General features: G+C 62.8%; 14 protein-coding genes. 12 read left to right on the forward strand and 2 right to left on the reverse strand.

The window, feature by feature from the left end:
* Positions 1-277 precede the first annotated feature (277 nt).
* The 9 genes from IHV84_RS19400 to IHV84_RS19440 all read left to right on the forward strand — a co-directional run bounded on the left by IHV84_RS19400 (position 278) and on the right by IHV84_RS19440 (position 9,347).
* Complete coding sequence (locus IHV84_RS19400; protein WP_044396927.1) at positions 278-673, forward strand: MerR family DNA-binding transcriptional regulator; 396 nt, start codon at positions 278-280, stop codon at positions 671-673.
* A gap of 122 nt (positions 674-795) precedes the next feature.
* Positions 796-1,179, forward strand: coding sequence for a PaaI family thioesterase (locus IHV84_RS19405; RefSeq protein ID WP_082758569.1), 384 nt, complete (start codon positions 796-798; stop codon positions 1,177-1,179).
* Between the two features lie 30 nt (positions 1,180-1,209).
* Positions 1,210-2,400, forward strand: coding sequence for an isovaleryl-CoA dehydrogenase (locus IHV84_RS19410; RefSeq protein WP_066690655.1), 1,191 nt, complete (start codon positions 1,210-1,212; stop codon positions 2,398-2,400).
* A gap of 28 nt (positions 2,401-2,428) precedes the next feature.
* Entirely contained in the window at positions 2,429-3,088 is a 660-nt protein-coding gene (gene can, locus IHV84_RS19415) for a carbonate dehydratase (RefSeq protein ID WP_066690647.1), read from the forward strand.
* 53 nt (positions 3,089-3,141) lie between these two features.
* Complete coding sequence (aceK, locus tag IHV84_RS19420) at positions 3,142-4,947, forward strand: bifunctional isocitrate dehydrogenase kinase/phosphatase (protein WP_198848073.1); 1,806 nt, start codon at positions 3,142-3,144, stop codon at positions 4,945-4,947.
* 50 nt (positions 4,948-4,997) lie between these two features.
* Positions 4,998-6,191 (forward strand): acetyl-CoA C-acyltransferase, encoded by a 1,194-nt coding sequence (locus IHV84_RS19425; RefSeq protein WP_198848074.1) that lies wholly within the window; start codon positions 4,998-5,000, stop codon positions 6,189-6,191.
* Between the two features lie 110 nt (positions 6,192-6,301).
* A complete protein-coding gene (locus IHV84_RS19430; protein ID WP_198848075.1) occupies positions 6,302-7,387 on the forward strand; it encodes a DUF695 domain-containing protein in 1,086 nt (361 codons plus the stop codon).
* 110 nt (positions 7,388-7,497) lie between these two features.
* Positions 7,498-8,166: an SDR family oxidoreductase gene (locus tag IHV84_RS19435; protein ID WP_198848076.1), complete on the forward strand. Its 669-nt coding sequence runs from the start codon at positions 7,498-7,500 to the stop codon at positions 8,164-8,166.
* 50 nt (positions 8,167-8,216) lie between these two features.
* Entirely contained in the window at positions 8,217-9,347 is a 1,131-nt protein-coding gene (locus IHV84_RS19440) for an acyl-CoA dehydrogenase family protein (RefSeq protein ID WP_198848077.1), read from the forward strand.
* Positions 9,348-9,387: 40 nt separating this feature from the next.
* On the opposite strand, the gene IHV84_RS19445 is transcribed toward IHV84_RS19440, so the two are convergent.
* The gene (locus IHV84_RS19445) at positions 9,388-9,756 is read right to left on the reverse strand and encodes a DUF2237 family protein (protein ID WP_198848078.1); all 369 of its coding nucleotides are present in this window, start codon (positions 9,754-9,756) and stop codon (positions 9,388-9,390) included.
* Positions 9,757-9,802: 46 nt separating this feature from the next.
* The gene (locus IHV84_RS19450; RefSeq protein ID WP_198848079.1) at positions 9,803-10,276 is read right to left on the reverse strand and encodes a DUF421 domain-containing protein; all 474 of its coding nucleotides are present in this window, start codon (positions 10,274-10,276) and stop codon (positions 9,803-9,805) included.
* Positions 10,277-10,426: 150 nt separating this feature from the next.
* Between IHV84_RS19450 and IHV84_RS19455 the strand changes: the two genes are divergently transcribed.
* The 3 genes from IHV84_RS19455 (at position 10,427) to IHV84_RS19465 (ending at position 12,294) form a co-directional block, all read left to right on the forward strand.
* Positions 10,427-11,125: a DUF4197 domain-containing protein gene (locus tag IHV84_RS19455; RefSeq protein ID WP_142083384.1), complete on the forward strand. Its 699-nt coding sequence runs from the start codon at positions 10,427-10,429 to the stop codon at positions 11,123-11,125.
* Positions 11,122-11,559: a YchJ family protein gene (locus IHV84_RS19460; RefSeq protein ID WP_370541324.1), complete on the forward strand. Its 438-nt coding sequence runs from the start codon at positions 11,122-11,124 to the stop codon at positions 11,557-11,559. The genes IHV84_RS19455 and IHV84_RS19460 overlap by 4 nt, the downstream gene beginning before the upstream one ends.
* 72 nt (positions 11,560-11,631) lie before the next feature.
* Positions 11,632-12,294: an HAD family phosphatase gene (locus IHV84_RS19465; RefSeq protein WP_198848080.1), complete on the forward strand. Its 663-nt coding sequence runs from the start codon at positions 11,632-11,634 to the stop codon at positions 12,292-12,294.
* Positions 12,295-12,559 lie beyond the last annotated feature (265 nt).

Here is a 12,559-nt window from a genome sequence, read left to right on the forward strand (position 1 = left end):
CCGCTTTGAGCGGCTCACATCCCGAATGCCCCCGGCTTTGCCGGGGGATGGTTACGGGGTCCGCTTCCGGATGTCTGTATATCCTTCAGTTCGTGATCTCAGAGCCTCTGTACCCACATGTGCCTCCTCCCCTAGTTTCTCGTCTTCTTCGGTCTGAGCTTTTCCCAAGCTCCGAAGTCGAGGAAGCACAGTACCGTCATTGCTGTACGATTAACGTTGACGTAAAGGTCATAGCGGATTCAGTCTTTTTCGAACTTCCTTTGGGCTTCCCTTTTTCATGGCGACCACATACACAATTGGCGATCTTGCCAAAGAGTTTGATCTGACAACGCGGGCTATTCGCTTCTATGAGGACATGGGGCTGTTACAGCCAGAGCGCACGGGCGCGGGGGGGAGAAATCGTATCTATAGCCCCCGAGATAGAACCCGACTGCGGCTGACGCTGCGCGCCAAGCGCTTGGGCCTCTCCCTGACTGAGGCCAAGGAAATCATTGACCTGTACGACAGCCCGCGAGACACCGGCGTGCAGCTTCGCAAGTTTCTGGATGTATTGACGGTGCACCGCAAGCAGCTGGAAGCGCAGTTGGCCGATCTGCAGGCCAACTTGGAAGAGGTGCGAGAGCACGAAAAAGAAGCGCGCACCCTACTGGCAAAGTCAGAAAAGCAAAAATGATCCATAATTGACGTTTACGTAAACGTCAATTTTTTGGGGGTGCCGTGACAGCTAACGCTTTTCAGCCCAAGCATCTCGCGTACAAAGCGCGAGTGGAAGAGAGCTTTCGCAAGCAAGGGGTGATGGCAACCTTGGGAGCCTCCCTTCAGTTGGTTGAGCCTGGAGTCGTTGATATCGCTCTTGACTGGGCCGAAGGTCTGACGCAACAGCATGGTTTTTTGCATGCAGGAGTTGTTGCCACAGCGCTCGATTCCGCTTGCGGGTACGCCGGCTTAACCTTGATGCCAGAAGACGCGGCCGTTCTCACCATTGAATTCAAGATCAATTTGCTGGCGCCTTCTGCCGGAGAGCGCTTTCGCATGGAGGGACGTGTGCTCAAACCAGGGCGCACGATCACTGTGTGCGAAGGTCGCGCCTTTGCCTTGCAAGGCGAGCAAGAAAAGCTGGTCGCCACGATGGCCTGCACCTTGATGGCGGTATCGGGCCGAGAACAGCTACGGGACTGACTAAACATTCATTTTGACAAGGAGACACCCATGAGCCTTCCATCCAACCTTCCTGGCCTCAACTTTCAGCTGGGCGAAGACATCGACGCCCTGCGCGACGCCGTGCGCGACTTTGCCCAGTCAGAAATTGCGCCTCGTGCAGCAGAAATTGATCGGACCGACCAGTTTCCTATGGATCTCTGGCGCCGCATGGGTGACTTGGGCGTGCTGGGCATTACCGTACCCGAGCAGTACGGCGGCGCAGCGATGGGTTATCTGGCCCACATGGTGGCCATGGAGGAAATCTCTCGGGCCAGCGCTTCGGTGGGGCTGTCCTACGGTGCTCACAGTAATCTCTGCGTGAACCAGATCAATCGCAACGGCAACGAAGCCCAAAAGCAGAAGTACCTGCCCAAGCTCATCAGCGGTGAACATGTAGGCGCCTTGGCCATGAGTGAGCCGGGCGCCGGCTCCGACGTGATCAGCATGAAGCTGAAGGCCGAAGACAAGGGTGGCTACTACCTGCTCAACGGCAGCAAGATGTGGATTACCAACGGCCCTGACGCTGACACTTTGGTGGTCTACGCCAAGACGGAGCCTGAATTGGGCGCGCGGGGCGTGACGGCATTCCTCATTGAAAAGGGCATGCCAGGCTTCAGCATTGCGCAAAAGCTCGACAAGCTCGGCATGCGCGGCAGCCACACGGGTGAACTGGTGTTCAACAACGTGGAAGTCCCTGCGGCCAATGTGCTGGGTGGTGTGAACCAAGGTGCCAAGGTGCTCATGAGCGGCCTTGACTACGAGCGTGCCGTACTGACCGGAGGGCCTTTGGGCATCATGCAGTCGGTGATGGACAACGTCATCCCCTATATTCACGACCGCAAACAGTTCGGCCAGAGCATTGGTGAATTCCAGCTCATCCAGGGCAAGGTCGCTGACATGTACACCGTGCTGCAAGCCGGACGTTCGTTCGCCTACACCGTGGCCAAGAACCTGGACATGCTGGGCACGGACCATGTTCGCCAAGTGCGCAAGGACTGCGCCAGCGTCATTTTGTGGTGCGCCGAAAAGGCTACCTGGATGGCGGGCGAGGGCGTGCAGATTTTTGGTGGCAACGGCTACATCAACGAGTACCCCTTGGGCCGCCTCTGGCGCGATGCCAAGCTGTATGAGATTGGTGCCGGCACCAGCGAAATCCGCCGCATGCTGATTGGCCGCGAGCTGTTTGCCGAAACCTGCTGACCACCATTGAACCTGACCTGAGGACACCATGCCCACATCCATCGACGACCTGTTTGTACACAACCGCGCCTGGGCGGCCCAGATGGAGCGTGAACGGCCCGGCTTTTTCACCAGCTTGCTGGCACAGCAAAAGCCCAAGTACATGTGGGTCGGGTGTTCCGACAGCCGGGTGCCAGCCAACCAGATCACCGGGCTGGAACCCGGTGAGGTCTTCGTTCACCGCAACGTGGCCAACGTGGTGGTGCCAACGGATCTGAATTGCCTGTCCACCATCCAATACGCGGTTGATCAACTCAAGGTGGAACACCTGATGGTGGTGGGTCACTACGGCTGCGGCGGTGTACTGGCTGCGCTGGAAGGCATTCGCGTGGGGCTGGCGGACAACTGGATTCGCCACGTGACCGATGTGCGTGATCGCCATCGTGATCTGATCGCTTCGGTGGAGCCGCAATGGCGCCATGATGTGCTGTGCGAACTCAACGCCATCGAACAGGTGGTCAACATCGCACAGACCACGGTGATGCTGGACGCCTGGGGCCGAGGCCAGAAGGTGACGCTGCACGGTTGGTGCTATGGCCTGAAGGACGGGCTCATCAACAACCTGCACATGACGGTAGACAGCACCGAAGGCCTGGACGCCCTGTACCGCGCGGCCATCGCAGGTGTGGCCGCCACGCGCCGGGGTTAACACACCCGAGCAGGCCCAGGGTCACCCGGCGATCAGCTCACACCGGCGAAGCCATGTTTCCCAAACGGCTTGACTCACCGCTGGCCTACGCTATCGCCAAGGCGATGATGGATGGTTTTAACCGCCATTACCGCCTTTTCCGCACCGAATCGGCCCGTGCCAAGCACCGTTTTGAAACCGCTGATTGGCTGGGCCAGCAGCGGGCTCAGCGCGAGCGCATCGAGTTTTATGACCTGCGGGTGAAGGAATGCGTGCGGCGGCTGGAGAAGGAGTTTGGCGCAGGCAGCCAGCCCATGGAGGTGTGGCACCAGGCCAAGTTCCACTACATCGGGCTGCTCGTCAACCACCACCAGCCCGAACTGGCAGAGACCTTTTTCAACTCGGTCACCTGCAAGATCCTGCACCGCACGCATTTCCACAACGATTTCATCTTTGTGCGCCCTGCCGTCAGCACCGAGTACATTGAGAACGACGAGCCTGCGGCCAAGCCTACCCTCCGCGCCTACTACCCCACGCGCGAGACGCTGCACCAGACGCTGATCACGATTGTGGAGAACTTCCAGCTGCAGCGTGCGTTTGCCCATTTGGAGCGGGACACCCGCCATGTGCTGGCGGCCGTGCAGGACCGGCTGGCTCTGGACCAGGTCAAGCTGCGCGCCAATTTCCAGATCCAGGTACTCACCAGCCTGTTCTTTCGCAACAAGGGTGCTTACCTGGTGGGCAAAATCATCAACGGCTTTACCGAAGTGCCGTTTGCTCTGCCCATCCTGCACGACCACCAGGGCAAGCTCACCATCGATGCAGCCCTGTTTGGCGAGGAAGACCTGCAAATCCTTTTCAGCTTTGCCCGCGCCTACTTCATGGTGGACATGGAAGTGCCCAGCGCCTATGTGCAGTTTTTGCGCAGCCTCATGCCCCGCAAGCCGCGGGCCGAGATCTACAACGCCCTGGGCCTGGCCAAGCAGGGCAAGACGCTGTTCTACCGCGACTTCCTGCACCACCTCAAACACTCCAGCGACCAGTTCCGCATTGCGCCGGGCATCAAAGGCATGGTCATGCTGGTGTTCGATCTGCCCAGTTTCCCGTATGTGTTCAAGCTCATCAAGGACTTCTACCCCGCGCAGAAGGACACCACGCGCGAGCAGGTCAAGGCCAAGTACATGCTCGTCAAGCAGCACGACCGGGTGGGACGCATGGCCGACACGCTCGAATACAGCGAAGTCGCCTTCCCGCGCGATCGCTTCAGCGACGAGTTGATTGCCGAGATTGAAAAGTTTGCCCCCAGCCAGCTCGAAATCAGTGACCGCGATGGTGATGGCCAGACCGAAGTCATCATCAAGCACCTGTACATCGAGCGGCGCATGATCCCGCTCAACATCTACCTGCAAGAGGCGCTGGACGCCGGCCCGGGCGATGCCCATGCGTGCCAGCAGATCGAGCGCTGCGTCATCGAATACGGCAACACCATCAAAGACCTGGTGGCGGCCAACATCTTTCCGGGCGACATGCTCTGGAAAAACTTCGGCATCACCCGCCACGGCAAGGTGGTGTTTTACGACTACGACGAGATCGAATACCTCACCGACTGCAACTTCCGCCGCGTGCCCGCGCCTCGCAACGAAGAAGACGAGCTGAGCGGCGAGATTTGGTACACCGTGGGGCCACGCGATGTGTTCCCTGAAACCTTTGGCCCCTTTTTGCTGGGCAGCCCGCAAGTGCGCGATGTGTTCATGCAGCACCACGCAGACTTGCTGGACCCCGCCTTCTGGCAAGAGCACAAAGAGCGCATCCAGGCAGGTCACTTGCTGGATGTGTTTCCGTACCACCAGGAGCGCCGCTTCGTTCACACGCCTGCCTGAGCTACAGGCCGCCTTTTCCCGTCACCCCATTTCAACTCAGGAGACTTTCCATGCCTACACCTCACCAAGACCCCATCGTCATCGTCGGCGCAGCACGCACCCCCATGGGCGCGTTCCAGGGCGACTTCTCGGACCTCGCTGCACACGACCTCGGCGGCGCTGCCATCAAGGCCGCCGTGGCGCGTGCCGGCGTGGCCCCTGAGAAGGTAGACGAAGTGCTGTTCGGCAACTGCCTGATGGCAGGCCAGGGCCAGGCGCCTGCACGCCAGGCCGGCTTCAAGGGTGGCCTGCCGCGCAGCACCGGCGCGGTGACGCTGTCCAAGATGTGCGGCGCTGGCATGGAAGCCACCATCCTCGCGCACGACCAGCTCGTGGCCGGTAGCCGTGACGTGATGGTGTCCGGCGGCATGGAAAGCATGACCAACGCGCCCTACCTGCTCAAAAAGGGCCGTGGCGGCTACCGCATGGGCCACGACAAGATCTTCGATCACATGATGCTCGACGGCCTGGAAGACGCGTACGAGGCCGGCCGCTCCATGGGCACCTTTGGTGAAGACTGCGCCGCCAAGTACCAGTTCACCCGCGAACAACAAGACAAATTCGCCATGACGAGTGTCCAGCGTGCGCAAGATGCTATCAATTCAGGAGCATTCAAGGCCGAGATCACCCCCGTCACCTTCAGCACCCGCAAGGGCGAAGTCACGGTGGAGCAGGACGAAGGCCCGCTCAAGATCCGCCTGGACAAGATCCCCACCCTCAAGCCCGCGTTCAAGAAGGACGGCACCATCACCGCCGCCGCCAGCTCCAGCATCAACGACGGCGCTGCTGCTCTGGTGCTGATGCGCCAGTCCACCGCGCAAGAGCTGGGCTGCAAGCCCCTGGCCAAGATCGTCTCCCACGCCACGCACGCGCAAGAGCCTGAGTGGTTCACCACCGCCCCCGTCGGCGCCACACAAAAGGCTCTGAAAAAGGCGGGCTGGTCTGTGGATGAAGTGGACCTGTGGGAAATCAACGAAGCCTTCGCCGTGGTGCCCATGGCCCTGATGGCCGACCTGAAGGTGCCGCACGAGAAGGTGAACGTGAACGGTGGCGCATGCGCCCTGGGCCACCCCATCGGCGCCAGCGGTGCGCGCATCATCGTCACGCTGCTGCACGCGCTGCAAGCCCGTGGCAAGAAGAAGGGCCTGGCCACGCTGTGCATTGGCGGTGGCGAAGCCACGGCCATGGCCATCGAGCTGGTCTGACGCAGACGGGGTGCCGCAACACCGTTGGCCTGGCCCCGCAGCCAGGTCCGGTGGCGGCACCACCGGCTTCTGAAATACTACGGCTCCTTCATTTTTTACCGGACCCCTGCATGCACCCCGCTTCCCCCGCCATCGCCGCTTTCTGGGCTGACTTTTCCGCGCAAGAGGCTGCACTGCACGCGCAGCCCCTGGTCGAGCGGGTAGAGCAGGCCAACACCCTGCTGGAGGCGCATGTAAAGGGCCTGGCCCTGGAGTTGCAGGGGCACCCGGAGGACGCCGTGGTGGACCTCATCATCACCGCGCACGGCAGCATCGAGCAGTTTCCGCTGCTCACGCAGCTGGTGGACGCCGCCCCCAAGCTGCAGCACCACCGCGTGGTGGCCTTCCGCGCCCGCACCGCCGAGCCAGACTTCCCCATCGGCATGGATGGCTTTGAGCTGGCCACCGCCGATGTGCTGGTGGCCCTGCAGCCCGACAACGGCCAGGCCGCGCTGGAACTGCGCTTTGCCCGCGACATCCCCGCTGAATTTGCCGAGCACGCGCGGCACATGACCTTCATCATGCTGGACCATGTGCTGGGCGAATACGACTTCGCCGTGAAAGTGGGCGCGGTGGACTTTGTGGGCGAAGACGACTACGACGCCGATGTGCCGTGGACACCGCTGAGCCAGCTGCTCCCCGTGTTTGATGCCTTCTGGACCCAGACCCTGGGCCACACCGGCCACTTCCCTCAAGGCGAGCCGCAGTGGGAAGGGCTGGAGCTGGAATTCAACTGCGCCGTGGACGACGAAGGCAACCCCGTGGACGATCCCGAGGGCGATGCCGAAACCGGCGGCAGCGACGAAGGCGTGGTCGCGGTCAACCTGGCTGCCAACGCCGTGGCCATGCGTGCGGACCTGCCCTACGCGCTCACGCTCGACCTGGCAGTGCCCGACAGCGCTGCTTTGGCCGCCGCACAAAACCTGCAAGAGCAGGCCGCCACCTTGCTGCAACTGCCGCAACTGGGCGTGGCTGCGCTCACCCTGGTGCGCGCAGGCCGCCGCCAGGCGCTGTTCTACGTGAGCGACGAGCAGCTTGCCAAGCAAACGCTGGCCCCGCTGCTGCTGCGCGATGAGGCTGCCACGTTGGAACTGAAGCTGCGCTACGACCCCGCCTGGACGGGCTACTTTGAGTACGCAGGCTACCTGCTCCACTGAAGGTTCTTGCCTCGCCCTGGCCATGCGCATTGAGTGATTTGCTATTGAAAGCATAGCTGCTTGCGCTTTCTGGATAAGCGCTAGAGGCCTATTTGACTGAAATACCTGCCATGAAGTCCATCCTCATCATCGGTGCATCGCGCGGCATTGGGCTGGAGCTGGTGCGCCAGTACACCGAAGACGGCCGCCGCGTCATCGCCACCGTGCGCGACGACGCCGGGCGTGAGCGCGTGCAGGCCCTGCGCGCTGACGTGCTCACCGTGGACGTGGCCAACCCCGCCAGCGTGAGCGGTTTGGCCTGGCAGCTCGACGGTGAAAAGCTCGATCTGGCGATCTATGTGGCTGGCATCATCCGCCGCCCCAACGCGCTTACCCCGCCCACGCAGCAAGACTTTGATGCCGTCATGCACACCAACGTGCTGGGCGCCATGCAGACCATTCCGCAAGTGGCGCCGCTGGTGGCCGATGCCGGTGGCGTGTTTGCCTTCCTGTCGTCGTCCATGTCGCAAATCGGCAGTGTGCCGAACAGCGATGCGTGGCTGTACCGCACCAGCAAGGCGGCGCTGAACATGGCGGTGGCCGCAGCCCAGCACAACTACCCCGGCGCCACGCTGGTCACCATCGACCCCGGCTGGGTGCAGACCGACATGGGCGGTGGCACGGCACCGCTGACGGTGGAGGACAGCGTGCGCGGTCTGCGCAGCACGCTGGCCAGCGTCACTGCTGCCGACAAGGGGCGGCTGCTGCACCACGATGGCCGCCGCGCCAGCCACTGGTAGGCCGCTGCAGCAACCCCTCATCCCTCATAAAAACTCTGGAGACAAAACCCATGCTGCTTACCCAAGACCAGGGAATGATCCGCGACGCTGTGCGCGACTTCGCCCAGACCGAGCTGTGGCCGAATGCCGCCCGCTGGGACAAGGAACACCACTTCCCCAAAGAAGCCCACCAGGGCCTGGCCGCGCTGGGTGCCTATGGCATCTGCGTGCCTGAAGAGTTTGGCGGTGCGAACCTGGATTACGTGACGCTGGCGTTGGTGCTCGAAGAGATTGCTGCAGGCGACGGCGGCACCAGCACCGCCATCAGCGTGACCAACTGCCCCGTCAACGCCATCCTCATGCGCTACGGCAACGCGCAGCAAAAGCGCGACTGGCTCACGCCGCTGGCGCGTGGCGAAATGCTGGGCGCGTTCTGCCTGACCGAGCCGCATGTGGGCTCTGACGCGTCCGCGTTGCGCACCACGGCGGTGAAGCAGGGGGATGAATACGTGATTAACGGCGTCAAGCAGTTCATCACCAGTGGCAAGAACGGCCATGTGGCCATCGTCATTGCCGTCACCGACAAGGGCGCGGGCAAGAAGGGTATGAGCGCCTTCCTCGTGCCCACCAGCACGCCGGGCTATGTGGTGGCGCGGCTGGAGGACAAGCTGGGCCAGCACAGCAGCGACACCGCGCAGATCAACTTTGACAACTGCCGCATCCCTGCCGAGAACCTCATCGGCGCAGAAGGCGAGGGCTACAAGATCGCCCTGGGCGCGCTCGAAGGCGGGCGCATCGGCATCGCTGCGCAAAGCGTGGGCATGGCGCGCAGCGCGTTTGACTTTGCCGTGCAGTACGCCAAAGAGCGCGAGAGCTTTGGCACTGCCATCTTCAACCACCAGGCCGTGGGCTTCCGTCTGGCCGATTGCGCCACGCAGATCGAAGCCGCGCGCCAGCTCATCTGGCACGCCGCCGCGCTGCGCGATGCAGGCCGCCCCTGCCTGAAGGAAGCCGCCATGGCCAAGCTGTTTGCCAGCGAGATGGCCGAGCGCGTGTGCAGCGCCGCCATCCAGACGCTGGGCGGCTACGGCGTGGTGAATGACTTCCCGGTCGAGCGCATCTACCGCGACGTGCGCGTGTGCCAGATCTACGAAGGCACCAGCGACGTGCAGAAGATCATCATCCAGCGCGCGCTGGCGTAAGGCGCGTGCGGAGGCCCGCCCTCAGTGTGGCGGACCAGCCTCAGGCTGTGGGCAGCGCCACGCTTTGGAGCTGCTCCAGCGTCACAAAGTCGAGCGCGCGGGCGTGGGTGCTTTCCAGTACCACGGGTGGCGCCACCCCGGCCTCGTAGGCTTCCTTCCAGCGCAGCGCGCACAGGCACCAGCGGTTGTTGGGGCGCAGCCCCGCAAAGCGGTACTCGGGCCGGGGCGTGATGAGATCGTTGCCCCGCGCGAGGGAAAAGTCCAGAAACGCCTGCGTCACGCGTGCGCAGATCACATGCGTGCCGTGGTCGTGCTCGTCGGTGTTGCAGCAGCCGTCGCGGTAGTAGCCCGTCAGCGGGTCGTAGGAGCAAGGCACCAGCGGCGTGCCCAAAACGTTCAGTGCGGTCATATCGATCGGTGGTTGTCAGCAGGCAAGGGTGTGCGGCATGGCGGCGTTACTCGCCTCGGCGGCGCAGCACCACGGTGATTTGTCCATTGGTTTCGATGGTGGCACGTTCGACCTCGTGCGCGTGCAGGCAGCCACCGGCGCGCAGCGCGGCCTCCACGTCTTCGCGCGTCAGCAATTCTTGTCGCATCAGGTTCTGGTCGATTTTCCCCTGGTCAATCAGCACCTGGGCCTTGCCATCCACCCAGTAGCCCACGCGCGGAAAGTGAAACGCCAGCCGCGCCAGCGCCGCATGGCACAGCATCAGCGTGCTGGCAGAGATCAATCCGCCCACCAGCGAGTTGTCGCCCGCGTTCATCGAGTTTTGCACCGCGTTCGACAGAATCAGCAGCAGGATCAAATCAAACGGCTCGTACTGCCCCGTCTGCCGCTTGCCCGTGAGGCGCATGAACACCAGCAGGAACAGGTACACGACGATGCCGCGCAGTACAAACTCCCACCACGGCACGCTCATCTGCCACATTGCAAGGCTCCTTCCTGGATGCTGGACGGGTGCAGTCTACGGCCTGTGAACCAAGCTTGGAGCCTGAGCGAAAATCGGGTACCTCCGGCCCGCGGTGCAGTTGCTGCCCTGCGGGAACCATCCGTCGCTTTCACCGAAAGAACCGCCGCCATGCAACGCCGCCAATTCCACCAAACCAGCCTCGTCGGGGCGCTGCTGTGCACCACCTATCAGCATGCCTGGGCGCTGTCGCTGGGCGATATATCTAACGCCGATGCCGGCCGTGGCGTCAAGGCTGCGCTGGCGCAGGGCGCGCAGGCCGCCGTGGCGCTGCTGGGGCGCCCGGATGGCTTTCTGGGCAACCCCAAGGTGCGCATTGGTCTGCCGGGCTACCTGGAAGATGCCGCCAAGGTCATGAAATCCATGGGCCAGGGCAAGCGCATTGATGAACTGGTCACCTCCATCAACCGCGCCGCTGAAGCCGCTGTGCCGCTGGGCAAGGACATCCTGGTCCAGGCCGTGCAGTCCATGAGCGTGACCGATGCCAAGAACATCCTCACGGGCGGCGATACGTCGGTCACCGAGTTCTTTGTGACCAAGACACGCGCCCCGTTGTCTGAGCGCTTTTTGCCCGTGGTGAACAAGGCCACAGAAAACGTGGGCCTTACCCAGAAGTACAACGCCTTTGCCGGCAAGGCGGCCAGCTTTGGCCTGCTCAAGCCCGAAGAAAGCAACCTGGCAGGCTACGTCACGGGCAAGACGCTCGACGGCTTGTTCTTCATGATTGGCGAAGAAGAACGCAAGATTCGCCAGAACCCGGCAGGCGCAGGCAGTGCCGTGTTGCAGCGCGTGTTCGGGGCCCTGCGGTGAGCCGCACGCCTGCCGTTCCTTCTGCTGCCTGCCCCTGCGGCCGCCTGCAAGGCTCCGGCGCCAAGGCCAAGCCCCTGGCCTATGCCGACTGCTGCGGCCGTTTTCTCGACCATTGGGATATGCAGCCCGCGCCTGATGCCGAGTGCCTCATGCGTTCGCGCTATACCGCCTTTGTGCGCGAGCGGGCCGACTACCTGCTGGCCACCTGGCACCCCAGCCACCGCCCCGCGTCGCTCGACTTTGACGCCGCCGCCCAATGGCTGGGCCTGGAAGTGCGCGGCCACTGGGTGAAAGACGTCGACCACGCCGAGGTCGAATTCGTTGCCCGCCACCGCCTGGGCGGCCGCGCCGTGCGCCTGCACGAACGCAGCCGCTTCGTGCGTGAAGGCGGGCGCTGGTACTACGTGGATGGCGACATGCCCCCTGTGCGTTGAACTGGCTTCCCATCACTTTTCCATTTTTAATGAAATTGGCCTCCAGCGCTTGCTAGATAAGCGCTACCAGCTATGAAATTTGAAGCAATACTGTTCGACTGCGACGGCGTGCTGGTAGACAGCGAACCCATCACCAACGGCGTGCTGTGCTCCATGCTCAACGAAGCGGGCTGGGCCATTAGCGCGCAAGACTGCATGGAGATCTTCATCGGCAAAACCGTGCGCAGCGAGGCGGCCCGCATTGAAGCGCACACCGGCCAGCCGCTCACTGATGCCTGGATGGCCCAGTTCTATGCCCGCCGCAATGCCGAACTGCAAGCGCGCCTGCAGCCCATCGCCGGTGCGGTGGATGCCGTGCGCGCCGTGCACGCGCTGCTCGGTGGCCGCATCGCCTGCGCCTCGGGCGCAGACCGGCAGAAGGTGGAGATGCAACTCGCCCAGGTGGGCCTGGCCAGCTACTTTGGCGACCGCGTTTTCAGCGGCCACGAAATGCCCCGCACCAAGCCCGCGCCTGATGTGTACCTGGCCGCCGCCGCCGCGCTGAAGGTAGACCCCGCCCGCTGCCTGGTGGTGGAAGACACGGTGACCGGCGTTACCGCCGGTGTGGCGGCCGGGGCCACGGTGGTGGGCTACAGCCCTTCATCGGTAGGCCACAGCTCGCCCGAAGCCCTGCGCGCCGCCGGGGCCGTGCAGGTGATTGCCGACATGGCCTTGCTGCCAGCGTTGCTGGCATAGCGCCACGGCGTGGATGGGGCTTGGCGCGCCCTGGTCGATGTGCGCAGAAGATCCATAGGGATGTCCTGCATAACTCCCTGCGGTCTGTGATAGCGCGGCCTCGGGCAGTCCGCTGCGTTGCTTTTCTTGCCAATAGCCCGGCTATTGGCTGCAAAAAGACGCCTTGCAGCCTATCCCGATCCGCACTACCACCGACTCGCGAGGGTTATGCAGATGGCATGGACGTCTCCACCTACACCGCCGTTGGCGCCGTCGGCCTGTTACC

The sequence above is a fragment of the Acidovorax sp. IB03 genome, assembly GCF_016406015.1.
Classification (GTDB): Bacteria; Pseudomonadota; Gammaproteobacteria; order Burkholderiales; family Burkholderiaceae_C; genus Acidovorax; species Acidovorax temperans.

What these genes read in the sequence shown, in the direction of transcription:
- IHV84_RS19445 (WP_198848078.1), bottom strand. Translation starts at nt 9,756, where the DNA reads ATGACCGCACTGAACGTTTTGGGCACGCCGCTGGTGCCTTGCTCCTAC.
- IHV84_RS19440 (WP_198848077.1), top strand. Translation starts at nt 8,217, where the DNA reads ATGCTGCTTACCCAAGACCAGGGAATGATCCGCGACGCTGTGCGCGAC.
- IHV84_RS19425 (WP_198848074.1), top strand. Translation starts at nt 4,998, where the DNA reads ATGCCTACACCTCACCAAGACCCCATCGTCATCGTCGGCGCAGCACGC.
- IHV84_RS19450 (WP_198848079.1), bottom strand. Translation starts at nt 10,276, where the DNA reads ATGTGGCAGATGAGCGTGCCGTGGTGGGAGTTTGTACTGCGCGGCATC.
- IHV84_RS19465 (WP_198848080.1), top strand. Translation starts at nt 11,632, where the DNA reads ATGAAATTTGAAGCAATACTGTTCGACTGCGACGGCGTGCTGGTAGAC.
- IHV84_RS19430 (WP_198848075.1), top strand. Translation starts at nt 6,302, where the DNA reads ATGCACCCCGCTTCCCCCGCCATCGCCGCTTTCTGGGCTGACTTTTCC.
- aceK (WP_198848073.1), top strand. Translation starts at nt 3,142, where the DNA reads ATGTTTCCCAAACGGCTTGACTCACCGCTGGCCTACGCTATCGCCAAG.
- IHV84_RS19400 (WP_044396927.1), top strand. Translation starts at nt 278, where the DNA reads ATGGCGACCACATACACAATTGGCGATCTTGCCAAAGAGTTTGATCTG.
- IHV84_RS19405 (WP_082758569.1), top strand. Translation starts at nt 796, where the DNA reads ATGGCAACCTTGGGAGCCTCCCTTCAGTTGGTTGAGCCTGGAGTCGTT.
- IHV84_RS19455 (WP_142083384.1), top strand. Translation starts at nt 10,427, where the DNA reads ATGCAACGCCGCCAATTCCACCAAACCAGCCTCGTCGGGGCGCTGCTG.
- IHV84_RS19410 (WP_066690655.1), top strand. Translation starts at nt 1,210, where the DNA reads ATGAGCCTTCCATCCAACCTTCCTGGCCTCAACTTTCAGCTGGGCGAA.
- can (WP_066690647.1), top strand. Translation starts at nt 2,429, where the DNA reads ATGCCCACATCCATCGACGACCTGTTTGTACACAACCGCGCCTGGGCG.
- IHV84_RS19435 (WP_198848076.1), top strand. Translation starts at nt 7,498, where the DNA reads ATGAAGTCCATCCTCATCATCGGTGCATCGCGCGGCATTGGGCTGGAG.